Origin of the sequence: Pseudomonas sp. NFACC24-1, from assembly GCF_900115235.1 — a bacterium.
Lineage (GTDB): Bacteria > Pseudomonadota > Gammaproteobacteria > Pseudomonadales > Pseudomonadaceae > Aquipseudomonas > Aquipseudomonas fluorescens_AA.
Map to the genome: position 1 here is coordinate 106,720 of NZ_FOVS01000020.1, position 24,144 is coordinate 130,863.

19 protein-coding genes and 1 tRNA gene are annotated in these 24,144 nt (G+C 61.6%); 6 read left to right on the forward strand and 14 right to left on the reverse strand.

Going from position 1 to position 24,144, the window contains the following annotated elements; translation table 11 throughout:
* Positions 1 to 103: 103 nt before the first annotated feature.
* The 3 genes from BM317_RS19055 to nadE all read left to right on the forward strand — a co-directional run bounded on the left by BM317_RS19055 (position 104) and on the right by nadE (position 3,316).
* Positions 104 to 1,012: a LysR family transcriptional regulator gene (locus BM317_RS19055; RefSeq protein WP_092175869.1), complete on the forward strand. Its 909-nt coding sequence runs from the start codon at positions 104 to 106 to the stop codon at positions 1,010 to 1,012.
* Positions 1,013 to 1,264: 252 nt separating this feature from the next.
* On the forward strand, positions 1,265 to 2,470 hold the full coding sequence (pncB, locus tag BM317_RS19060) for a nicotinate phosphoribosyltransferase (RefSeq protein WP_092475685.1): 1,206 nt from the start codon (positions 1,265 to 1,267) through the stop codon (positions 2,468 to 2,470).
* 18 nt (positions 2,471 to 2,488) lie between these two features.
* Positions 2,489 to 3,316 carry an ammonia-dependent NAD(+) synthetase gene (nadE, locus tag BM317_RS19065; protein WP_060739404.1) on the forward strand — a complete coding sequence of 276 codons (828 nt, stop codon included), beginning with the start codon at positions 2,489 to 2,491 and terminating at the stop codon, positions 3,314 to 3,316.
* A 169-nt stretch (positions 3,317 to 3,485) separates the two neighbouring features.
* Here nadE and azu read toward each other — a convergent pair whose 3' ends face one another.
* On the reverse strand, positions 3,486 to 3,932 hold the full coding sequence (azu, locus tag BM317_RS19070) for an azurin (RefSeq protein ID WP_060739405.1): 447 nt from the start codon (positions 3,930 to 3,932) through the stop codon (positions 3,486 to 3,488).
* A gap of 341 nt (positions 3,933 to 4,273) precedes the next feature.
* Here azu and BM317_RS19075 point away from each other — a divergent pair, with 341 nt between their 5' ends.
* Together BM317_RS19075 and BM317_RS19080 are read left to right on the forward strand one after the other, a co-directional pair.
* On the forward strand, positions 4,274 to 4,861 hold the full coding sequence (locus tag BM317_RS19075; RefSeq protein WP_092475688.1) for an LOG family protein: 588 nt from the start codon (positions 4,274 to 4,276) through the stop codon (positions 4,859 to 4,861).
* 68 nt (positions 4,862 to 4,929) lie between these two features.
* A complete protein-coding gene (locus tag BM317_RS19080) occupies positions 4,930 to 5,118 on the forward strand; it encodes a hypothetical protein (RefSeq protein WP_092175853.1) in 189 nt (62 codons plus the stop codon).
* Between the two features lie 135 nt (positions 5,119 to 5,253).
* Here the strand turns inward: BM317_RS19080 and BM317_RS19085 are convergent, their stop codons facing one another.
* From BM317_RS19085 to rnr, 13 genes are all read right to left on the reverse strand, one after another.
* On the reverse strand, positions 5,254 to 6,147 hold the full coding sequence (locus BM317_RS19085) for a transglutaminase family protein (protein ID WP_092175849.1): 894 nt from the start codon (positions 6,145 to 6,147) through the stop codon (positions 5,254 to 5,256).
* On the reverse strand, positions 6,147 to 8,633 hold the full coding sequence (locus BM317_RS19090) for a circularly permuted type 2 ATP-grasp protein (RefSeq protein WP_060739410.1): 2,487 nt from the start codon (positions 8,631 to 8,633) through the stop codon (positions 6,147 to 6,149). The genes BM317_RS19085 and BM317_RS19090 overlap by 1 nt, the downstream gene beginning before the upstream one ends.
* Positions 8,634 to 8,874: 241 nt before the next feature.
* Complete coding sequence (locus BM317_RS19095) at positions 8,875 to 12,168, reverse strand: transglutaminase family protein (protein WP_092175844.1); 3,294 nt, start codon at positions 12,166 to 12,168, stop codon at positions 8,875 to 8,877.
* Positions 12,169 to 12,333: 165 nt separating this feature from the next.
* A complete protein-coding gene (locus BM317_RS19100) occupies positions 12,334 to 12,795 on the reverse strand; it encodes a hypothetical protein (protein ID WP_092175840.1) in 462 nt (153 codons plus the stop codon).
* A complete protein-coding gene (locus tag BM317_RS19105; protein WP_060739413.1) occupies positions 12,792 to 13,718 on the reverse strand; it encodes an Ssp4 family T6SS effector in 927 nt (308 codons plus the stop codon). Before BM317_RS19105 ends, BM317_RS19100 begins: the two co-directional genes overlap by 4 nt.
* 333 nt (positions 13,719 to 14,051) lie before the next feature.
* The gene (locus BM317_RS19110) at positions 14,052 to 16,352 is read right to left on the reverse strand and encodes a YgiQ family radical SAM protein (RefSeq protein WP_092175836.1); all 2,301 of its coding nucleotides are present in this window, start codon (positions 16,350 to 16,352) and stop codon (positions 14,052 to 14,054) included.
* 189 nt (positions 16,353 to 16,541) lie between these two features.
* Entirely contained in the window at positions 16,542 to 17,939 is a 1,398-nt protein-coding gene (gene dnaB, locus BM317_RS19115) for a replicative DNA helicase (RefSeq protein WP_027911801.1), read from the reverse strand.
* Between the two features lie 117 nt (positions 17,940 to 18,056).
* Complete coding sequence (rplI, locus tag BM317_RS19120) at positions 18,057 to 18,503, reverse strand: 50S ribosomal protein L9 (protein WP_003186385.1); 447 nt, start codon at positions 18,501 to 18,503, stop codon at positions 18,057 to 18,059.
* An 18-nt stretch (positions 18,504 to 18,521) separates the two neighbouring features.
* Positions 18,522 to 19,412, reverse strand: coding sequence for a YybS family protein (locus BM317_RS19125; protein ID WP_092475691.1), 891 nt, complete (start codon positions 19,410 to 19,412; stop codon positions 18,522 to 18,524).
* A gap of 36 nt (positions 19,413 to 19,448) precedes the next feature.
* Complete coding sequence (rpsR, locus tag BM317_RS19130; RefSeq protein WP_002551829.1) at positions 19,449 to 19,679, reverse strand: 30S ribosomal protein S18; 231 nt, start codon at positions 19,677 to 19,679, stop codon at positions 19,449 to 19,451.
* Positions 19,680 to 19,707: 28 nt separating this feature from the next.
* A complete protein-coding gene (rpsF, locus tag BM317_RS19135; RefSeq protein WP_003186395.1) occupies positions 19,708 to 20,136 on the reverse strand; it encodes a 30S ribosomal protein S6 in 429 nt (142 codons plus the stop codon).
* 305 nt (positions 20,137 to 20,441) lie between these two features.
* The gene (rlmB, locus tag BM317_RS19140; protein ID WP_060739416.1) at positions 20,442 to 21,200 is read right to left on the reverse strand and encodes a 23S rRNA (guanosine(2251)-2'-O)-methyltransferase RlmB; all 759 of its coding nucleotides are present in this window, start codon (positions 21,198 to 21,200) and stop codon (positions 20,442 to 20,444) included.
* Positions 21,197 to 23,827: a ribonuclease R gene (rnr, locus tag BM317_RS19145; RefSeq protein WP_092175828.1), complete on the reverse strand. Its 2,631-nt coding sequence runs from the start codon at positions 23,825 to 23,827 to the stop codon at positions 21,197 to 21,199. The genes rlmB and rnr overlap by 4 nt, the downstream gene beginning before the upstream one ends.
* 227 nt (positions 23,828 to 24,054) lie before the next feature.
* Between rnr and BM317_RS19150 the strand changes: the two genes are divergently transcribed.
* Positions 24,055 to 24,141: transfer RNA gene (locus tag BM317_RS19150), tRNA-Leu, on the forward strand.
* Positions 24,142 to 24,144 lie beyond the last annotated feature (3 nt).

Sequence of the window (24,144 nt, forward strand, 5' to 3'; positions counted from 1 at the left end):
GGCCCGAGTCTTGCCAACAAACGACCATTAAGCGAGATATCATTCCGTTTATTCATGCTGCCCCTGACTCGATTTATAGAGCAACAAGAAAAAGGCCCACGTCATGCTCAATAAGCGCTATTTACCGTCGATCACAGCACTCCAGTGCTTCGAAGCCGTGACTCGCCACCTGAGCTTTACCCGTGCCGCCGAAGAACTCCATCTGACCCAGAGCGCCGTCAGCAAACAGGTCGCCCAGCTCGAGGAACTGTTGCAGCACTTGCTGTTTCGGCGTGTGCGCCGCCGCTTGCAACTGACACCGGCCGGGGAGTTGTACTTGGGGGAAGTGCGAAAAATCCTTACCCAGGTGGAGATGTCCACCCACTACCTGCGCTCCTACGGCGGCGATACCGAAGTGCTGCGTGTTTCCACGCCTCCGACCTTCGGTGCCCGCTGGCTGGTGCCCCGCCTGAAGGGCTGGCGGTTGCGTCATCCGAAAATCCATCTGGACCTGCGCAGCGAGCAGGAAGCCGACGACTTGCAGCAGGGGCGCAGCGACCTGGCGTTCTACTTCGGCCAGGGTTCACGCCCTGGCACCGAATCCCGGAGACTGTTCGACGAAGAGCTGGTGCCGGTCTGCGCGCCCGGCAGCCTGCCTGCCCAGGCCTTCACCGACCCGACCCAACTGGCCGAGCTGGTGCTGCTGCAAAACGCCTCGCGCCCCCAGGCCTGGCACGACTGGTTCGACAGCCAGGGCTACCACACCGAACACAGCTACCACGGGCCGCGGTTCGAAACCTTCTACATGTGCATTCGGGCCGCCCAGGTCGGCTGCGGCGTCGCCCTGCTGCCGCGGTTTCTGGTGGAAGAAGAACTGGCCGACGGCAAACTGGTCATTCCCTGGCAGCATGCGATGCCGAGCACCGATGCTTACTACCTGGCCTACCCCGAACACTCGGCGGAAGTGCCCAAGGTGCGGCTTTTCGTGGAATGGATGCTGGAGCAGCTCGACGCCCCGGGTACGCCGCAATAGCCATTGGCTTTCCCCTTTGTGGCGAGGGGATTTATCCCCGTTGGACTGCGCAGCAGGCCCGACAATTGATGGGGCGCTACGCGCCCAGCGGGGATGAATCCCCTCGCCACAGTAGAGAGACCTTTGCCAGAGAAGAACCGGTGACCAAAAATCACTGGCAATCCCCACCCAGGTTATGCGCCACTAACCCCCTTCATCCCAAACCGCTGCACCCCGCTGCCCACCGCAGTGGCCTGTCTGGAGATTCCCGTTATGAGCGAGAGCGTATTTGCCGATCGTATCGTGCAGAACCTGCTCGACACCGACTTCTACAAACTGACGATGATGCAGGCGGTGCTGCACAACTACCCCAACGTCGAAGTCGAGTGGGAGTTTCGTTGCCGCAACAGCGAAGACCTGCGTCCGTACCTGGCGGAGATCCGCTTCCAGATCGAGCGCCTGGCGGAGCTGAGCCTGAGCGCCGACCAGTTGGGTTTCCTGGAACGTATCAGTTTTCTCAAGCCGGATTTCCTGCGGTTCCTCGGCCTGTTTCGCTTCAACCTGCGCTACGTCCACACCGGCATCGACAACGGCGAGCTGTTCATCCGCCTGCGCGGGCCCTGGTTGCACGTGATTCTGTTCGAAGTGCCGCTGCTGGCCATTGTCAGCGAAGTGCGCAATCGCTATCGCTACCGTGAAATCGTCCTGGAGCAGGCCCGCGAGCAGCTGTATCGCAAGTTCGACTGGCTGAGCGCCAACGCCAGCGCCGAGGAGCTGTCCGAACTGCAAGTCGCGGATTTCGGCACCCGTCGGCGGTTTTCCTTCCGCGTCCAGGAAGAAGTGGTCAACGTGCTCAAGCATGATTTCCCCGGGCGTTTCGTCGGTACCAGTAACGTGCACCTGTCCCGGGAGCTGGACATGAAACCCCTGGGCACCATGGCCCATGAATGGATCATGGCCCACCAGCAACTGGGCCCGCGGCTGATCGACAGCCAGATCGCCGCCCTCGATTGCTGGGTCCGCGAGTACCGGGGCCTGCTGGGGATCGCCCTCACCGACTGCATCACCATGGATGCCTTCCTCAAGGATTTCGATCTGTTCTTCGCCAAGCTGTTCGACGGTTTGCGCCATGACTCCGGCGACCCGGTGATCTGGGGCGAAAAAGCCATTGCCCACTACCACAAGCTCGGCATCGACCCGATGAGCAAGACCCTGGTGTTCTCCGATAGCCTGACACTGCCCAAATGCCTGGAGATTTTTCGCGCGTTGCGTGGTCGCATTAATGTCAGCTTCGGTATTGGCACCAATCTGACCTGTGACATTCCGGGTGTCGAGCCCATGAGCATCGTGCTTAAAATGATCAGCTGTGACGGGCAACCCGTGGCCAAGATTTCAGACGAGCCCGGCAAGACCCACTGCAAGGACCCGAATTTCGTCGCCTACATGCGACACGTTTTCCAAGTACCTGCCGCCCTTTGATACGCAAGGAGTGAATTCATGCAAGCCGTACAGCGTGAGATTGCTGAACAGCTCAAGGTCCAGCCACCGTTCGCCCATGACGCCGACCTCAAGGCCGAAATCGCCCGGCGAGTGAGCTTTATCCAGGATTGCCTGGTCAATTCCGGGCTCAAGTCCCTCGTGCTGGGCATCAGCGGAGGCGTCGACTCACTGACCGCCGGGCTGCTGGCCCAACGTGCCATGCGCGAACTGCGGGAGAAAACCGGCAATGCCGCCTATAAGTTCATCGCCGTGCGCCTGCCGTACGAAACCCAGTTCGATGAGCATGAAGCACAGGCCTGTGTGGACTTCATCGATCCCGACGAGCGCCATACCGTCAATATTGGCCCGGCGGTCAAGGCCTTGGCCGAGCAAGTCGCGGCGTTCGAAGGCAAGGCGGCGGTCTCGCGGGACTTCGTTCTGGGCAATACCAAGGCGCGGATGCGCATGGTGGCGCAATACACGATCGCCGGGGCCGAGCAGGGCCTGGTGATCGGCACTGACCATGCGGCCGAAGCGGTCATGGGGTTCTTCACCAAGTTCGGTGACGGCGCCTGCGACCTGGCGCCGTTGAGCGGCCTGGTGAAAAACCAGGTCCGGGCCATCGCCCGGGACTTTGGCGCGCCGGAATCGCTGGTGGAAAAAGTCCCCACCGCCGATCTTGAAGACCTGTCGCCAGGCAAGCCGGATGAAGCCTCCCACGGCGTGACCTACGCCGAGATCGATGCGTTCCTGCACGGCCAACCGATTCGAGAAGAGGCGGCCAGGATCATTTGCGACACCTATCGCAAGACCGAGCACAAGCGGGTGATGCCTTACGCCCCCTGACCGGCAATCCCTGTGGGCTCTGTGGGAGCGAGCTTGCTCGCGATAGCGGTGGGTCAGTTTGCATTGATGTTGGATGTGCTGCCGTCATCGCGAGCGAGCTCCCACAAGGAGCGGTTGCCTGGCATAAAAAAGCGCCCTGCATGGGCGCTTTTTTTGTACCTGAAATTGATCACTTCAGCGTAACGGTGCCCTTCATCATCGAGATATGGCCCGGGAACGAGCAGAAGAAGCCGTATTTTTCAGCGGCATCAAGTTTCGACACGTCAAAGGTCACCGAGTCGGTTTCCTTGGCGCCGATGAGTTTGGTGTGGGCGATGATGCGGGCATCACCTTCCTTGAGGTAGTTCTTGTCGATACCGGCAGCGAGGCCATCGGTGGCGATCGGCTGCATGTCGGCCTCTTTGCTCAGCACCCAGTTATGGCCCATGACGTTTTTCGGCAAGCTGCCCGAGTGGGTCAGCTCAACGGTGAACGTCTTGCAGCTCTTGTCGATCTCGATGGCCTTCGTGTTGAAGGACATCTGGTCGGTCGAGTCGATGGTGGTCTTGCACTCCGCTGCCATCAGTTGGCTGCTGGCCAGCGTCAACAGGGATACTGCAACAAGTTTGGCAAACATCGTGAATCTCCAAGGCATGGTTAACAAAAATCCGTCAAAGGGAAAGACTGCCTGATTTTCCGGCAAGTTACTATGACCTGAGTCAAAGATTGTATACAACTTAAGGCTATCAGCCTGATGGACATAATCAACCAGCCAGAAGTATGACGCGCCCCTATGATCAGCCCCATCAACCTCTGGAGCGACCGCCATGAACTTCAATAGCCTGTTATGCAGCTTGCTCGCCGCCTACGCCTGTGGCGCCAGTGGCACCTATGAAAAACCCCGGCGCGAGGTTTAAGTCCTTTGCGCAGCATAGGCCAGGCTTTACTCTGGTGCAGTGACTGACCACGGAGTAAAGCATGTCCATTGCGTCTGTTTGTGTATTTTGCGGCGCCAGCACTGGCACCGACCCTGCGTATCGTGAAGCGGCGCAGGCCCTCGGGCGGGCGTTGGCGGAACGAAAACTGACCCTGGTCTATGGCGGCGGGGCCGTCGGCCTGATGGGTGTCGTCGCCGACGCGGCCCTGGCGGCTGGCGGCGAAGTCGTCGGCATCATCCCGCAAAGCCTGAAGGACAAGGAAATCGGCCACAGCGGCCTGACCCGCCTGGAAGTGGTGGACGGCATGCATGCTCGCAAGGCGCGCATGGCTGAACTCAGCGATGCCTTCATCGCCCTGCCCGGCGGCCTCGGCACGCTGGAGGAGTTGTTCGAAGTCTGGACCTGGGGCCAGCTCGGCTACCACGGCAAACCGCTGGGGCTGTTGGAAGTGAACGGTTTCTACAGCAAGCTCACCGCTTTTCTCGATCATATCGTCGACGAAGGCTTCGTCCGCGCGCCCCATCGTGACATGCTGCAAGTGAGCGAATCCGCGCAGAACCTGCTCGATGCCCTGGACGAATGGCAACCGTCCGTACAGCCAAAATGGGCCGAACAAAAACCCAGCTAACGGCTCGGCCCCGATACAGGGCAGAATATGCGCCGCTCAACCTCACCTTCGACCCCAGAGGATCGCCCATGGCCAAACCCAATTATTCCTTCGCCAAACGTCAGAGAGACTTGGCCAAGGAGCAGAAGAAAGAGGAAAAGCTGCAGCGCAAGAAAGCCACAGCTGAAGAAGAAGCCGCACTGACCCCGGATACCGAAGGCGAAGTAGCAGCAGAAGAGGATGGTGATGCACCGAAAGATCAGGCTCCCGACGCCTGATTCCCCCAGGGCCCGATGATCCGATCCACACTGTGGGAGCGAGCTTGCTCGCGATAGCGAATTAACCGTCAACTCCTCATTGGCTGACACGACGCTATCGCGAGCAAGCTCGCTCCCACATTGTTCACACAGTGTTCATGACTCCAACGGCATCACCGTCACCCGCACTTCAGGATCATGGGCACCGCCCCCCAGGATCACGCCCCGCAACGGTGACACATCGGAAAAATCCCGGCCCCAGGCCAGGGTGATGTGTTCCAGGGCCGGTTGGACGTTGTTGGTCGGGTCGAAGTCCACCCACCCCAACACCGGGCAATACACCGAGACCCAGGCATGGGACGCATCGGCGCCAATCAGCCGGGGCTGGCCGGGCGGCGGCTGCGTCAGCAGGTAGCCGCTGACGTAACGCGCCGCCAGGCCGCGAGAGCGCACGCAAGCCAGCATCAGGTGGGCGAAGTCCTGGCATACGCCCCGCCGCCGTTCCAGCACCTCCACCAGCGGCGTCGCCACTTGGGTCGCCTCGGCGTCGAAGGTGAATTCCTCGAAAATCTTCTCCATCAGCGCTCGAACACCAAACATCAACGGCCGCCCCGGCGGGAAGCAGCTTTCGGAAAACTCGACGAAGCTGCGCTTGAGGTGCACATAGGGTGATTCGAAACGATAACGGCACGCCTCCAGCAACGGCGCCGCCAATGGCCGGCCACTGTAGGTCAGCGCGTTGCGGGTCGACTCCCAGGCCGGGGACAGGTTGAAATCCAGCTCGGGACGGGCCAGCACCTCGACGCTCAGGCGGGCATTGACCAGCAGCTCGTCATGGGGCCGTTCAAAGGCCAGCCGGGTCAGCGGGTTGCCAAACACATCCTGTTCATCGCGCCGGGTCGTCGGTTCCGGGCTGATCAACAGTTGCTGTTCGGTGCAACGCTGCCAGTCACAGGCCCGAGGCCACAGATGAGCAAGCTGCTGGGCCAGGGACACCGGGCTGTCATAGTGGTAATGGGTGTCGTGGAGGATCTGGTAACGAGCGTTCATCAGACGGACACCGTGCGTTGGCTGACGTCATCGACGTGGGCGAAATGACGCAAGGCCAGGCGATCGGACACCTGGCCGCTGGCATCGGCCACTTCCTGCAACAGGTCGGCCAACCCATCGAGCGCGGCGCGCAGGCTCGCTTCACCGAACAGCGGGTTTTCCAGGCAACGCAGGTCAAAGCGTGACAGGCGTGCGACCAGGTCCGGCAAGGCGGTTTCCCTGGGGGCGGCAAAATCATCGTTCAAGCGCTTGAGCGTGCGGGTCACCAGCTTCAACTGGAAGAGCACCGCGTGGGGGTTCTGTTCGTCCAGCAGCAGCAAGTCCAGCACCGGGATCAACTGGGCCACCGCCAAATAACGCGAGCGGTAGGTGATGCTGCTGTTGCCCAGTTCCAGCAACCACTCAAGCCCAGCCTGATCGAATACCGCATCGCTGCGCAGGAACGCCGCCAGGCTACTGCTGAGAAACTGCAGGCGCTCCAGGCGCCGGCCGATCATCAGGAAGCGCCAGCCTTCGTCGCGGGTCATGTCGTCCAGGGCGAACCCGGACAACGCCGCGAGGGACATCACCAGCCGATTGAGGAAATCCAGCAACTCGCCGAAGTCCGCTTCCTCGGTTTCCAGTTCCATGGCTTCGCGCTGCAGCTCCACCAGCGCCTGCCAGTTCTCCCGGGACAGCTTGCCGCGCACCTGCGAGGCGGCCCATTGCAAGCGCTGCAGGTTGGAGCGCAGGCTGAACGACCAGTCGTCCCCCAGCAGTGCCGCCAGCAAACGCTCGGGCAGTTCGCCCTCTTCGGGCAGCAGCATCAGGCTTTCGCCCAGCGCCACCGCCGATTGCAGGGCCTGCGGATCGTCGCCATCGACATAACGCGCCAGCATGATCCGCAACAACCGCGCGCTGCCATCGCAACGCTCGCAGTAGCGGCCGAACCAGAACAGGTTTTCCACCACCCGCGAAGGCAGGTACGGATCCCGTCGAACCAGGTCATGGACCCCCACGGTTCGCTGGGCCTTCCATTGTTCACCGCCGGGCGCCTGCTCTCCCAAGACCCAGGTGTCCTTGCTGGCGCCACCGCGCTGCATCGACACCACTTCGGCATCGGCCTCGGCGGCCACCCGGGTCAGGCCACCCGGCAGCACCCGATAATCATCCTTGCCGGACACGGCATACATGCGCATGCCGATCGCCCGGGGCTGGATTTGCCCATCTTCGGCCTGCCAGACCGGTGCCTGGGACAGTTGCGCCAGTTCCTGGGCGACATAGGCATAAGGCCGTGCCTGCATGCGCGCCGCCAGTTGGCCGCGCTGCGCCTCGCTCAGGTCGCGACCGAACACCGGACTGAAACTCTGGGACGGAAACGCCGGCTTGATCAACAGTTGCGGCAATTTTTCCAGGGCCTGGGCCAACACCGGCGGCTCACCGCACCACCAGGTGGCGATGGACGGCAGCAGCAGTTCTTCGCCGAACAGGTACTGGTTGATCTTCGGCAGAAAGCCCAGGAGGCCCGGCGACTCCAGCACGCCACTGCCCAAGGCATTGGCCACCAGCACCCGGCCCTGGCGCACGGCTTCCAGCAACCCCGGCACGCCGAGGGCCGAATCGGTGCGCAGCTCCAGGGGGTCGCAGAAATCGTCGTCGAGCCGGCGCATGATGGCGTGGACCCGGCGCAGGCCACTGAGGGTCTTGAGGTAGACCGTAGCATCGCGAACCGTCAGGTCGCCGCCCTCCACCAGCGGATAGCCCAACTGGCGCGCCAGGTACAGGTGTTCGAAATAGCTTTCGTTGAACCGCCCCGGCGTCAACAGCACCACCAGCGGCGACTCGCCGTCGCTGGGCGCCTGTCGCGCCAGGGTTTCCTGCAAGGTGCGGAAAAATCCGGACAGGTGCCGCACCTTCAAGTCGCGATACAAGTCGGGAAATGCACGGGAAACGATCATGCGATTTTCCAACGCGTACCCGGCCCCCGAAGGCGCCTGGGTCCGGTCCGCCGTGACCCACCAGCGGCCGTCGGGCGTGCGCGCCAGATCCACCGCATACAAGTGCAGGAAACTGCCGTCCGGCGGCGCGATGCCCTGGCAGGGCCAGAGGAAATTGTTGTGCCCGAACACCAGCTCCGCCGGCAACAGCCCTTCGCTGATCAGCCGCTGCGGCCCGTACAGGTCGGCCAGCACCGCATTGAGCAATCGCGCACGCTGGGCGATTCCGGCGGACAGATGCTTCCATTCCTGCGGGTCGATCACATGGGGCAGCAGGTCCAGTTCCCACGGCCGGTCAGCGCCTTTCGGATCGGCGTAGACGTTGTAGGTCACGCCGTTTTCCTGGATCTGCCGGGCCAGCAGGGCCTGGCGCTGGAGCAACTGGGCCGGCGTGCTGCGCTGCAACTGGTCGAACAGCCGCCGCCAGTGCGTACGTACCGCACCGCTGTCGTCCATTAATTCGTGATAGGTGCCCGTCGTCAGCGGGTAACGGTCAAGCAGGTCAGGCATGGAAAGCTCGGCAGACGGCAATGAAAGGTGAGACTAGCGCAAGCGCATGACGCCCGGATAGGTGAAGATTGTGGCGAAACGCTGGGTTGTGTCCTGTAGGAGCTGCCGAAGGCTGCGATCTTTTGATCTTTTGATCTTTCGCTCCAGACTCAATTGGTAGGGGAAAGATCGCAGCCTCGTTTCACTCGACAGCTCCTACACAGCTCCTACACCGCAGTTCCTACGCAGTCGAACGGCTTCTTTATTTTTTTGATGCGTCCTGAAAACGTCGCAGGTCGAGCGTGAGTGGAAACTCGTCATCCACTGCCAGGCTGGGTATCGGCAGTTTCCCCGGCGTGTGCCCGAGACGGAAGAAGCGCGCCATGCGCCGGCTCTCGGCCTCGTTGGCATTCACCGGCAGGCTGTCATAGTTGCGCCCGCCCGGATGGGCCACATGATACTGGCAACCGCCCACGGAACGTTGCATCCAGGTATCGAGCAAATCGAAAACCAGCGGCGCATGCACCGGGATAGTCGGTTGCAGGCAGTTGGCCGGTTGCCACGCTCGGAAACGCACCCCAGCGACAAATTCGCCGATTCGGCCAGTCGGTTGCAACGGCACCGGCACGCCATTGCAGGTCAGCAGGTAGCGTTGCGGCGCCAGGCCGCTGAGCTTGACCTGCAAACGCTCCAGGGAGGAATCCACATAACGCACGGTGCCGCCCACCGCGCCCTCCTCCCCCAGCACATGCCAAGGCTCGAGGGCTTGGCGCAATTGCAGCTCGATACCGCTGACCGCGTAATCGCCCACCTTGGGGAAGCGGAACTCCAGGTGCGCGGCGAACCATTCGGCCCGCAGCGGGTAGCCGGCGGCGTTCAGCTCATGGATGACGTCGGCAAAATCCTGTTCGATAAAGTGCGGCAGCAGGAAACGGTCATGCAGCTCGGTGCCCCAGCGGGCCAGTTTCGCCGGCGCATAAGGCTCGCGCCAGAACCGCGCCACCAGCGCCCGCAGCAGTAATTGCTGGGCCAGGCTCATGCGGGCGTGGGGCGGCATCTCGAACGCACGCAACTCCAACAGGCCGAGGCGCCCAGTGGCGCCATCCGGCGAATAGAGTTTGTCGATACAGAATTCGGCGCGGTGCGTATTGCCGGTCACGTCGATCAACAGGTTGCGCAACAAGCGATCGACCAACCACGGTGGACACTCTTCGCCGGGCTGTGGCATTTGCGCGAACGCGATTTCCAGCTCGTACAAGGCGTCGTTGCGCGCCTCGTCCACGCGGGGCGCCTGGGAGGTCGGGCCGATGAACAACCCGGAAAACAGGTAGGACAACGACGGGTGGTTATGCCAGTAACTGATCAGGCTGCGCAGCAGGTCGGGACGTCGCAGGAACGGTGAATCGGCCGGTGTCGCGCCACCCAGTACGAAATGGTTGCCGCCACCCGTGCCGGTGTGCCGGCCATCGATCATGAATTTCTCGGTGGTCAGTCGGGTCTGTCGCGCTTCTTCATACAAAAATTCAGTGCGCTCGACCAATTCATCCCAGGTCGCCGAAGGTTGTACGTTGACCTCGATCACACCGGGGTCGGGGGTGATGCGGAAATTGCTCAGGCGCGGGTCGCTCGGCGGCTCGTAGCCTTCCAACAGCACCGGACACCGCAGCTCCTCAGCCGTCGCCTCGATGGCGCTGACCAGTTCCAGGTAATCCTCGACCCGCTCCAGGGGCGGCATGAACAGATAGAGCCGGCCTTCGCGGGCCTCGGCACAGAAGGCGGTGCGGGTCAGCCAGTCGGCGGACTTGTCGATCTCCGGGACACGCTCCTGCTCAGCCGCCGCCTCGCCGTGACGCGCCAGTTGCTCGGTGCCAGGCAGTTCGGGCAAGTCCTGGTTCGGGTCTGTGGGGTGGATGAACGGGTACTCGGCCGCCGTCACCCAAGGCTGGGACGCCAGTGGCAAGCGATACCCCAGGGGCGAATCCCCCGGCACCAGGCGGCAGTGGTTGTCACGCAGGTACCAGCGGCCGCTTTGCCACTGATCCCCCTTGGCGGTGCGAGCCAACGGCAGGACCTGGCCGATGACCTTGTCCAGGCCCTGGCTGAAGACCTTGCGCAACCGTGCACGCTCCAGAGCGTCCTCCAGGCGTGGGTCCTCGGCCGTGACGTTCGAAGGCAGCGCGCCTTCGCGCCAGAGGTAATAGAAGTTGTCTTCGTAGGCCGGAAACACGAACCGCGCAGGAATCTTCAAACGCTCGGCGACACTCGCCAGAAAGCGTCCGGCCAGTTCGCCATCGGCGCCGTAATCCTCCTGCTCGTCGGCGATCAACGCGCTGTTGTGCCAGATCGGCACCCCGTCGCGCCGCCAATAGCAGTTGAGCGACCAGCGCGGCAGTTGCTCGCCGGGGTACCACTTGCCCTGGCCGAAATGCACCAGCCCCTTGGGCGCATAGTGATTGCGCATGCGCTGGAACAGCTCGGCGGAGAGCCGGCGCTTGTCCGGCCCGAGTGCCGCGGTGTTCCACTCGGCGCCGTCCGGGTCATCGATGGAGACAAAGGTCGGTTCGCCGCCCATGGTCAGGCGCACATCGCCCTCCAGCAGGTCGGCATCGATCTGCCGTCCCAGGGCCTGGATTGCCAACCATTGCGCGTCGGTGTAAGGCTTGGTCACCCGCGGCGCCTCCCAGACCCGCTCGACGGACATTTCGTGGCTGAACTCACACTCGCAGGGCTCCACCAGGCCACTGATCGGTGCCGCCGAGGACGGATCGGGACTACAGGCCAGCGGGATATGGCCTTCACCGGCGAACAGCCCGGACGTCGCATCCAGGCCGATCCAGCCGGCACCGGGCAGGTAGACCTCGCACCAGGCATGCAAGTCGGTGAAGTCGACGTCGGTGCCGGACGGGCCATCGAGGCTCTTCACGTCGGCGGTCAACTGGATCAGGTAACCGGAGACAAACCGCGCGGCCAGGCCAAGGTTGCGCAACAGCTGCACCAACAACCAGGCCGAGTCGCGGCACGAGCCGGACGCGTGCTCAAGGGTATGCTCCGGGGTCTGGACGCCGGGTTCCATGCGGATCAGGTAGTTGATGTCTTCGCTCAGGCGCTGGTTGAGCGCCACCAGGAAATCCACCGCCGGCAGCGGCGTGCGGTCGATGCCGTCCAGGTAGGCCTGGAACCTCGGCGTCAGCGGCAGGGTTTCCAGGTAAGGCGCCAGCTCCTTGCGTTCGTCAGCCGCGTAGGCAAACGGAATTTTCTCGGCGTAGGGCTCGAGAAAGAAGTCGAACGGATTGAACACCGCCATTTCCGCCAGCAGATCGACTTCGATCCGCAGCTCCCGGGTTTTCTCGGGAAATACCAGCCGCGCCAGGTAATTGCCCTGGGGGTCTTGCTGCCAGTTGATGAAATGCTGCTCGGGCGAAACCTTCAGCGCATAGGAAAGAATCCGCGTGCGGCTGTGGGCTGCCGGGCGCAGGCGAACGATCTGCGGGCCGAGTTCGACGGCGCGGTCGTAGCGGTAATGCGTGACGTGATGCAATGCGACATGGATCGACACGACGTGCCTCCTGCGAGCCTGGGCGGTATCGAAAGCGGCGCAAGACTTATGCCATGCAGGCAGGCCCGACACTTTCTTTGTCTACTCAAGGCAGTAGAGCACTAAAAACGCGCGATGCCCGTATTCATCTGTAAAGGAATGCACATAAATGCGGCGCGAATCGACTCAGCGACGCGGGCGTGAGGCCTTGGCGGCCTGAATGATCAGCGCGCGTTGACGGCGGATATCGACGAGTTTGCTGCGCATTTCCCGATGACGCTTGCTGTTGAGCAGTAACAGCCCCAGCAGTGGCAACAGCAAGGCGAAGAGGTATACGCCCTGATGCGCTCCATAAGCGAACGTCGGCAGCACCGCTGCCAGACAGGCCAGGAAATACCCCGCCACCCACCAGACCGCCCAGGCACGCCCGCGAGCGATCAAGAGGTTGCCCAGGACCAGGACGAGCACCAGGGCCAAGGTGCCGAGCCCGACATAGTCGGTCCTGGTTGACGGCTCCAGGGCACGCCAATACGTGGCCCCAGCCAACACAAGCAGCGTGGACCCGGAAAAGCAGCCCAGCAGGATCGTCCCCATGAACACCGGAAAATAACGGGCGAGGAATGACTTCAGCGATCCGCCCCCGATCATTCCGTGAACTCCTCGTACAGGCCGACGGCAACCGTCTTCACGGCGCCATCACCGGTATAACTGCCAATGACCCCCAGCGCGCCTCCGAGGGAGTCCTTTATCTGCGTCAGCGTCGCGTGCCTGATCTCGGCAGACGAATAACGTTTGGGCAGGGCTCCCGCGCGCTGCTGCAGCTTGAGCAGCTTCGCGGTCAGGCTCGGGTCCCTCAGCGTCAACAGCTCCTTGGTCAGTTTGCTGCGCTCTTGCCGATTCAGCCCCTTGAGCAACTGATACCAACTCTTTCCGGTGGCGGCCGCCTTGTTGGCCTTGAGCAGCCGGACAGTCGTCAGGGCCGAGCCACCGACACCCACCAGAGAAACCCCGTCAAGGATCGGCGACACGATGTTGTACCAGTCGGCGTCGTTCATCTCATCGTTGCCGGTCGGATTGCTCAGCTCATTGGCCACCCGCATCCCGCCAATGACACATTGCGCGGTACTGGCCGTCGCGGCAGCGGCACCCAGGGCAACGACAAAGGCACTTGCCCCCGCCGTAAAGGGCACCGCGACGCTGCCACTGAACACCACCACCCAACCGATCACCGCGGCGACACAGGACAAGCCGGCGTTGGTTGCTTCAAGCCCGAGCTTGGACTCGCGGGGGCTGCTTTTGACCTGATCGATGAACTGCTGCGGCGCGATGTACTTTTTCGCCTCGCGCAAAATGATGCGCTTGGGCGCGATGCTGCAAATCGGCTTGAACTCGCGCAGGGTCACGACGTTGTATTCGGAATCGACATACACCACACCCGCCCCGGCGATGCCAGGATCGGCGTCAATGGCGGCAAACAGGCGCGGCAGGTTGATCTGGCTTTCAATGCGTTTGCGGGCCATGAACTGGGAGAAGCTCAGGTCCATGCCGATGCCCGTTGTAGCGCTGCTCATATGAATCGTCCTTGAGAATCGGAGGGTTAGACGTTACCCACACTGAACCCTGTGGCGAGGGGATTTAGCGAAACGTCGCACCGCCCCGTTGGGCTGCGCAGCAGCCCCAAAAAAGACTTAGCGCAATCAGCCGGCCCCATCGAAGCAACAGATTTCAGGGCTGCTCCGCAGCCCAACGGGGATAAATCCCCTCGCCACAAGGAAGCAGCGCTCGGCGTTATTGCATTGGGTAGGCTGGCACCGGCGGCGGCCAAGATAGCAAATGGGCAGCACCGTCGCTAGAAAGCAAAACGCCAGCACTGAGGCTGGCGTTTTTCATCGTAGATTGACCCGTTAGCGCGGCACCACAGGCTTGCGTGCCGGCTTCGGCCCCTTGCCCTTGGCCGCATCCTTGCGTTCCTTGGCGGCCTGCTGGTTGCGGGCGAAAGCCGCGGCCTTGGCCTGCTCACGCTTGTCCCACGGGTTACCGCCATCACTGGCCCGGGGCGGCAGGCCGGTGTGCTGGGTCAGGATCTTGGTGGTTTCCTTGGCCACCTTGTGGCTGCCGGCTGGCGTCGAGTTCTTGCGACGGGCGCTCTGGTAGCTGTCGGTGGCCGGCTGGTGCAGCGGGATCAATTGGTTCTTGCCCGGCCCGATCAAATCGGCGCGGCCCATGCGGGTCAACGCCTCACGCAGCATCGGCCAGCCCTTGGGGTCGTGATACCGCAGGAAGGCCTTGTGCAGGCGGCGCTGTTCCTCGCTCTTGACGATGGTCACCGCATCGCTCTTGTAGGTGACCTTGCGCAGCGGGTTCTTGCCCGAGTGGTACATGGCAGTGGCCGTGGCCATCGGCGACGGATAGAACGCCTGCACCTGGTCAGCCCGGAAACCGTTGCCCTTGAGCCACAGTGCCAGGTTCATCATGTCTTCGTCGGTGGTGCCCGGGTGAGCGGCGATGAAGTAGGGAATCAGGTACTGCTCCTTCCCGGCTTCCTTGGTGTACTTCTCGAACATCCGCTTGAATTTGTCATAGCTGCCGATGCCCGGCTTCATCATCTGGTTGAGCGGGCCTTCCTCGGTGTGCTCCGGCGCGATCTTCAGGTAACCGCCGACGTGGTGGGTCACCAGTTCCTTGACGTATTCCGGCGACTCGACCGCCAGGTCGTAACGCAGGCCGGAGGCAATCAAAATCTTCTTCACCCCAGGCAAGGCCCGGGCGCTGCGGTACAGCTGGATCAGCGAAGAATGGTCGGTGTTCAGGTTCGGGCAGATGCCCGGGAACACGCAGGACGGCTTGCGGCACGCGGATTCGATTTCCGGGCTCTTGCAGGCAATGCGATACATGTTCGCGGTCGGGCCGCCGAGGTCGGAAATGACCCCGGTGAAGCCCGGGACCTTGTCGCGGATCTCTTCGATCTCGCGGATGATCGACTCTTCGGAGCGGTTCTGGATGATCCGGCCTTCGTGCTCGGTGATCGAGCAGAAGGTGCAGCCACCAAAGCAGCCACGCATGATGTTCACCGAGAAACGGATCATCTCGTAGGCCGGGATCTTCTCCTTGCCGTACGCCGGATGGGGAACACGCGCGTAAGGCATGCCAAACACGTAGTCCATTTCTTCGGTGGTCATCGGAATGGGCGGCGGGTTGAACCAGACGTCGACTTCGCCGTGTTTCTGCACCAGGGCGCGGGCGTTGCCTGGGTTGGTTTCCAAGTGCAGTACGCGGTTGGCGTGGGCATAGAGCACCGCGTCGCCACGGACCTTTTCCACCGACGGCAGGCGAATCACGGTCTTGTCCCGGGTCATTTTCGGGCTCGCCAGGATCTGCACGACCTTGGCTTCGCTCGGGTCCTCAACCGGCCCCTTCTCCTGCTCGATGGCGCAGGCTTGAGTGTCCTGGGTGTTCACGTACGGATTGATGATCTTGTCGATCTTGCCCGGGCGGTCGATGCGCGTGGAGTCGACTTCGTACCAGCCTTGCGGCGTATCGCGACGAATGAATGCGGTACCGCGCACGTCGGTGATGTCTTCGATCTTGTGGCCATAGGACAGGCGCTGGGCGACTTCGACAATCGCCCGCTCGGCGTTGCCGTAGAGCAGGATGTCGGCACAGGCGTCGATCAGGATCGAGTTGCGCACCCGGTCCTGCCAGTAGTCGTAATGGGCGATGCGTCGCAGCGACGCTTCGATACCACCCAGCACGATCGGTACGTGCTTGTAGGCTTCCTTGCAGCGCTGGCTGTAGACCAGGCTCGCGCGATCCGGCCGTTTGCCCGCCAGGCCACCTGGGGTGTAGGCGTCATCGGAGCGGATTTTCTTGTCGGCGGTGTAGCGGTTGATCATCGAGTCCATGTTGCCGGCCGCGACACCGAAAAACAGGTTGGGCTCGCCAAGCTTCATGAAGTCGTCTTTGGACTGCCAGTTCGGCTGGGCAATGATCCCCACGCGAAAGCCCTGGGCTTCCAGCAGACGGCCAATGATCGCCATGCCGAACGATGGGTGATCGACATAGGCATCACCGGTCACGATGATGATGTCGCACGAATCCCAGCCAAGCTGATCCATCTCCTCCCTGCTCATGGGCAGGAACGGCGCCGGGCCGAAACATTCGGCCCAGTACTTGGGATAGTCAAATAACGGCTTGGCTGCTTGCATGTCGATGACCGGTATAAAGGATGAAAAATCGCGGGCGCGGAATATAGCACAAATTTTGACCAATTCCGACGGCCATGGTCGGAAATCGGCGGCACCTCTGTGGGAGCGGGCTTGCTCGCGAAGGCGGTGTGTCAGTTGACACTGAGGCTTCTGGCAGACCGCCTTCGCGAGCAAGCCCGCTCCCACAGGTTATTCATCGTCATCGAAATTGTAGCTACCCGGCGCCAGGTTTTCGAAGCGCGTGTATTTGCCGATGAACGCCAGGCGGATGAAGCCGATCGGGCCGTTCCGCTGCTTGCCGATGATGATTTCGGCGATGCCCTTGTGCTCCGTCTCGGGGTGATACACCTCGTCGCGGTACACGAACATGATGACGTCGGCGTCCTGCTCGATCGCTCCGGATTCCCGCAAGTCGGAGTTCACCGGGCGCTTGTTCGGGCGCTGTTCCAGGGAGCGGTTCAGCTGGGAGAGCGCCACCACCGGGCAGTTGAACTCCTTGGCCAGGGCCTTGAGGGAACGGGAGATTTCGGAAATCTCGTTGGTCCGGTTGTCGCCGCTGGAACCGGGGATCTGCATCAGCTGCAGGTAGTCGATCATGATCAGCGCGATATCGCCGTGCTCACGCACCAGGCGCCGGGTCCGGGCGCGCATTTCCGACGGGCTGATACCGGCCGTATCGTCGATGAACAGCTTGCGGTCGTTGAGCAGGTTGACCGCCGAGGTGAGGCGCGGCCAGTCGTCGTCTTCCAGTTGGCCGGAACGGACCTTGGTCTGGTCGATGCGCCCCAGGGACGAGAGCATACGCATGATCAGCGATTCGCCTGGCATCTCGAGGGAATACACCAGCACCGCCTTGTCGCTGCGCAGCACGGCGTTTTCCACCAGGTTCATCGCAAAGGTGGTCTTACCCATGGACGGACGGCCGGCGACGATGATCAGGTCGGACGGTTGCAGGCCGCTGGTCTTCTCGTCGAGGTCGGTGTAACCGGTGGACAGGCCCGTGATGGCGTTGTCGGTGTTGAACAAGGTGTCGATGCGGTCGATGGCCTTGGTCAACAGGTCGTTGACGCTCACCGGGCCGCCGGTTTTCGGCCGAGCCTCGGCAATCTGGAAGATCTGCCGTTCGGCTTCGTCGAGGATCTCGGCGGCGGTGCGACCTTCCGGGTTGAAAGCGCTGTCGGCGATCTCGGTGCTGATGCCGATCAACTGACGCAAGGTCGCCCGCTCGCGGACGATCTGCGCATAGGCCTTGATGTTGGCGACCGACGGCGTGTTTTTCGCCAGTTCGCCCAGGTAACCGAGGCCGCCAACCTGGGACGTCTGCCCTTCCTTGTCCAATTGCTCGGCCAGGGTAACGACGTCGATCGGCATGTTCTGATCGGCCAGACGGGCGATCGCACGGAAAATCAGGCGGTGGTCATGCCGGTAGAAATCGCCGTCGGAGACTTGATCGAGCACGCGTTCCCAGGCGTTGTTGTCCAGCATCAGGCCACCGAGTACGGCCTGTTCGGCCTCGATGGAATGCGGAGGCACCTTCAGGGCAGCGGTTTGCAGATCATATTGCTCGGGAGCGGTGATTTCGTTCATGGCCACGTCTGGTTATGAAATTCAGCAATTGCAGAAAGACAAAGGGCACGACCTGTAAACAGGATCGTGCCCGATGTTACCGGCTAGCACCCGAGGGTGCCAACCGACAGGTGTTGCTTAGGCTGCTACCACGACAACGCGTACGGTGGCTTCAACTTCGGCGTGCAGGTGCACGGCTACGTCGAATTCGCCTACGTTGCGGATGGTGCCGTTCGGCAGACGAACTTCGCTTTTCGCCACTTCAACGCCGGAGGCGGTCAGTGCGTCAGCGATGTCGTGAGTACCGATAGAACCGAACAGCTTGCCTTCGTCGCCAGCGGTGGCAGTGATGGTCACTTCCAGCTCGGCCAGTTGGGCAGCACGGCTTTCAGCCGATGCCTTACGGTCTGCGGCGGCTTTTTCCAGCTCGGCACGACGCTCTTCGAACGCAGCCAGGTTGGCAGCGGTCGCAGCGGTGGCTTTGCCGAAAGGCAGCAGGTAGTTACGACCGTAGCCGGCCTTAACGTTTACTTTGTCGCCCAGGTTGCCCAGGTTGGCGATTTTTTCCAGAAGGATCAGTTGCATGTGAAAATCCTCTAACTTTTAACCTTCACCGTTCGCGTTGTCGGCGTCTTTCGACGCCATACGACCGCGAAAATCAATCAGGCTGTCAACGATGGCCAAGACCACGAGCAACGGACCGAGCAAGTGCATGAAAGGCAGCAACGTCACGTATATCCCCACCAGCCAGAACGTGGCCAGTCGCTTCTGCGCCACCAGCCCGTGAATCAGGGCCAGGCCGGCGAAGACCAGCGCAACACTGCACAACGGCAACAGGATCAGTGCATGCAGTCCGAAAAACGGAGCGACACACATGACGGCCAGCAGTGACAGCGCCACGCTCTTGGGGAATCGGATGGCGCGAAACTCGCGACCGAAACCACCGGGGTTATACAACGACGCCTGCCAATAGCGCCCAAGAATCAGGCACAGCACGCTAAAGATCTGCAGCGAAGACGCTATCGAAATGATCATCAGCGGAGCGCTCAGGGCGGTGAGAAACGCCTTCTGGTCTGCCGAGAATGTCTCGTAGACCTCACCCATCGCAAGCGGCAAGACGTGTTCGAACGTCTGCGCCAGTGACTCGATGAAGGAACTGAATACAGTCCCCAGGCTCACCGCACACAACAACCCCACGGCCACGCTGCACAGCAGCACGCGGTTCCAGGTATGGCCGGCGCGCAAAACCAACGCCAGGCCAGCAGCCCCGAGCAACACCAGAAGTGTTGTCGGGTCCTTCAGGAAGTACCAGCTCACCAACGCTGACAGCAACCCGATACCCAGGACGCTCAAGGCGTCCGAACCGCGCCGCAGGAGCACAAGGCACCCAGCGGCGGCACTCAACCAGAACAACAGCGGCAATGCCGCGGATCCGGCCACAACCAACGTGGCCTGCACACGTCCCCGCATGATGAAGTCAGCTAAGGCGCGCATGCATTCAATCCCTTACTACTCGTCGACTGCCCGGTCTCAGCGGCCGTGGCTGTCGGTGTAGGCCAGCAGGGCCAGGAAGCGGGCGCGCTTGATAGCGGTGGCCAGCTGACGCTGATAACGAGCTTTGGTACCGGTGATACGGCTTGGAACGATTTTGCCGGTCTCGGATACGTAGGCTTTCAGAGTGTTGAGATCTTTGTAATCGATCTCTTTCACGTCTTCAGCGGTGAAGCGGCAGAATTTACGACGACGGAAGAAACGTGCCATGTGATTGGCTCCTTAAAAGGTCCGTGGATTACTCGTCAGCGTTATCGCTGTTGTCGCTGTCGCTATCGCTGTCATCGCCATCGGCGCTGTCAGAGTGCTCAGGACGGTCGCGACGCTCACGGCGCTCACTGCGGTTTTCTTCAGCCTTGAGCATCTCGGATTGGCCGGTGACGGCTTCTTCGCGACGGATGACCAGGTTACGGATCACTGCATCGTTGTAGCGGAAGTTGTCTTCCAGCTCGGCCAGGGCCTTGCCAGTGCACTCAACGTTCAGCATCACGTAGTGAGCCTTGTGAACATTGTTGATTGCGTAGGCCAGTTGACGACGGCCCCAATCTTCCAGACGGTGGATTTTGCCGCCGTCTTCTTCGATCAGCTTGGTGTAACGCTCAACCATGCCGCCGACTTGCTCGCTTTGATCCGGGTGGACCAAAAAGATGATTTCGTAATGACGCATGAATGCTCCTTACGGGTTGTAGCCTGCCGCTCAAAAACGGTCAGACAAGGAGTGAATGACACTTATGGACTTGTGGACGCTAGACACATAAGTGCCTGCCATCACAGCAAGGGGCGCAATTGTAGAGAAGGGTCGAGGGCGGCGCAAGGCAATTGGCGATTATTTGAACAACCCCAACCTTTGCCCAAATACAAAACTCTGTGGGAGCGGGCTTGCTCGCGAAAGCGGAGTGTCAGTCAACATCGATATCAACTGATCCAACGCTTTCGCGAGCAAGCCCGCTCCCACATTTGACTTGGTCTGGCTTAGGGCTTTTTGGCGACAGCCTTGACGCTACGCTGACGCAGCGCCTCGAACAGGCACACGCCGGTGGCCACCGAGACATTGAGACTGCTGACGCTGCCCGCCATCGGCAGCTTGACCAGGTAGTCGCAATGCTCGCGGGTCAGGCGACGCATGCCCTTACCTTCGGCGCCCATGATCAGGATCGTCGGGCCCGTCAGGTCCTGGTCATAAATGCTGACCTCGGCCTCGCCCGCCGTGCCGACTACCCACAGGCCGCGCTGCTGGAGTTTTTCCAGGGTGCGCGCCAGGTTGGTCACCGCCACCAACGGGATCACTTCCGCCGCGCCGCAGGCCACCTTGCGCACCACTGGCGTCAGGGTTGCCGACTTGTCCTTGGGCACGATCACCGCCAACGCACCGGCGGCATCCGCCGAACGCAGGCAGGCGCCGAGGTTATGCGGATCGGTCACGCCGTCCAGCACCAGCAGCAGAGGGGCGCCTTCGGTGCGATCGAGCAGTTCGTCGAGCATCGCCTCGCCCCAGACCTGGCTCGGGCTGACGTCCGCCACCACCCCCTGGTGAACGCCTTCGACCCACGCGTCCATTTCACGACGCTCGGCCTGGCCGATGGCAACCTTGTTCTGGGTGGCCAGTTCGACCAACGCTTGCACACGCGGCTCGCTGCGCCCTTCCGCCAACCACACTTGCTTGACACGTTTGGGGTGGTGACGCAGCAGTGCTTCTACGGCGTGCACGCCGTAGATTTTTTCCAGACTCATGACTTGGCCTTAGGTTTGCGCGACCCGCCGCTTTTCGCGGGGGCCGACCCCGCTTTTGGCGGGCCTTTACGGTGTTTACTCGGCTTGCTCGACGGCTTTTCCGCCCCGTGGGACTTTCCCCCAGACGCCGCTTTACCACCGCTTTTGGCTTCGTTGAGCAACTGCTGCTTCAACTCGCGACTCTTGCGCAGTTCGGCGTTTTTCGCCGCTGCATCGCTGGGGCGGTAGGCTTCGGGAGCCTTGTCCTTGACGGACGAACGGCGACCGGCCTTGGCTGGCTCAGGCTCTGCGGTTTTTGCAGGAGCACCTTTACCCCTGGTCGCAGGCGCTGCGGACTCGCCGCCACGCTTTTTACGGCCAGTCGGTGCTTCGGCGGGTTTGTCAGACATCCCGAAGTCGATCTTGCGCTCATCGAGGTCGACGCGCATGACCTGCACTTCCACGGTGTCGCCCAGGCGGAAGCTGCGACCGGTACGCTCGCCCGCCAGGCGGTGGTGCACAGGATCGAAGTGGTAGTAATCACCCGGCAAGGCGGTGACGTGCACCAAGCCCTCGACGTAGATGTCGGTCAGTTCGACAAACAAACCAAAGCCGGTCACTGCCGTGATCACGCCTGGGAACGACTCGCCCACACGGTCTTTCATGAACTCGCACTTGAGCCAGTTCACCACGTCGCGAGTGGCTTCGTCGGCGCGGCGTTCGCTCATGGAGCACTGCTCGCCCAACTGTTCCAGGGCCGCTTCGTCGTACGGATAGATCCGTGCCTTCGGAATGGTCATGGCACCGGCGCGCTTGACGTGCGGGGTGTTCTGCTTGGAATGGATCACGCTGCGGATCGCACGATGCGTGAGCAGGTCCGGGTAACGGCGGATCGGCGAGGTGAAGTGGGTGTACGCCTCGTAATTCAGACCGAAGTGGCCCTGGTTGTCAGCGCTGTACACCGCCTGGCTCAGGGAGCGCAGCATCACTGTCTGGATCACATGGTAATCCGGACGGTCCTTGATGCTGGCCAGCAGTGCCTGGTAGTCCTTCGGCGTCGGACCATCCTTGCCCTTGTGCAGGGACAGGCCGAGCTCGCCGAGGAAGGCGCGCAGTTTTTCCAGGCGCTCCGGCGGCGGGCCGTCGTGCACGCGGTACAACGCAGGGATCTCGTGCTTCTTGAGGAATTCGGCGGTGGCCACGTTGGCCGCCAGCATGCACTCTTCGATCAGCTTGTGCGCATCGTTACGGGTCGTCGGGGTGATCGCGGCGATCTTGCGCTCGGAACCGAAGACAATCCGGGTTTCCTGGGTCTCGAAATCGATCGCGCCACGCACGTGACGGGCACCCAGCAACACCTTGTACAGCGAGTACAGCTGCTTGAGGTGCGGAACCACGCCAGCGTACTCGGTACGCAGGGCCTTGGCTTCACTGCTCTTCGGCGTTTCCAGGATGGTGCTGACCTTGTTGTAGGTCAGGCGCGCCTGGGAGTGGATCACCGCTTCGTAGAACTGGTAGTCGGTCATTTCGCCGGTCTTGGAGATGGTCATCTCGCACACCATGGCCAAACGGTCGACTTTCGGGTTCAGCGAGCACAGGCCGTTGGACAGCTGCTCAGGCAGCATCGGAATTACGCGCTCAGGGAAATACACGGAGTTGCCGCGCACCTGGGCTTCGTTGTCCAGGGCCGAACCGATCTTCACGTAGCTGGACACGTCGGCAATCGCGACGAACAACTTCCAGCCGCCGGAGAACAGGCGCAGCTTGCCGGGCTTGGCTTCGCAGTAGACCGCATCGTCGAAGTCGCGGGCATCTTCGCCGTCGATGGTGACGAACGGCAGATGGCGCAGGTCGATGCGTTTTTCTTTATCTTTCTCTTCGACTTCCGGCTTGAGCTTGGCGGCTTCCTTGAGCACAGCCTCGGGCCAGACGTGAGGAATGTCGTAGGTGCGCAGCGCAACGTCGATTTCCATGCCCGGCGCCATGTAGTTGCCGACCACTTCAACGATATCGCCCTGTGGCTGGAAGCGCGCAGTTGGCCAATGGGTGATTTTCACCTCGACGAACTGACCCACCTTGGCGGCGCCATTACGGCCCGGGGTAATCAGCACTTCCTGCTGAACCTTCGGGTTATCCGGCACGACAAAACCGATACCGCCTTCTTCGAAGTAACGGCCAACGATGCTTTCATGGGCACGGGATACCACTTCGACGATCACGCCTTCACGGCGGCCACGACGATCCAGGCCGGACACGCGGGCCAGGGCCCGGTCACCGTCGAACACCAGGCGCATTTGCGCCGGGCTCATGAACAGGTCGTCGCTGCCGTCGTCCGGGATCAGGAAACCGAAGCCGTCACGGTGACCGGCGATGCGGCCCAGGATCAGGTCGAGCTTGTCCACCGGCGCATAGGTGCCGCGCCGGGTATAGATCAGTTGAGCGTCGCGCTCCATGGCGCGCAGACGGCGGCGCAGGGCTTCGAGTTGGTCCTCGGTGGTCAGACCGAACTCTTCGACCAACTGCTCGCGGCTAGCAGGCGAACCCCGATCGGCGAGATGCGCCAGGATCAGTTCGCGGCTAGGAATAGGGTTTTCATATTTTTCCGCTTCACGAGCGGCCTCGGGATCGAGGGACTGCCAATCGGCCATTAGAGAGTTTTCACCTTGTCTATATGCGGGTTAGTTTGGCATAGGCTTAATGAAACGGGAAATTTCAAGCATCCAATAGCGTTTCCAGGATCATTTGACCTGCCTTCGAAGTCCCCGGAAAGCACCGCTCGTGAAATTTAGCGGTTTTTTTCTCCGCAGGGGTTTACAGTTAAAAACACGCTCCGTATAGTGCGCGCCATCGACGACGTACACACGTAGCCGATACTGCCCAGATGGTGAAATTGGTAGACACGCCAGCTTCAGGTGCTGGTGACCGCAAGGTCGTGGAAGTTCGAGTCTTCTTCTGGGCACCAATT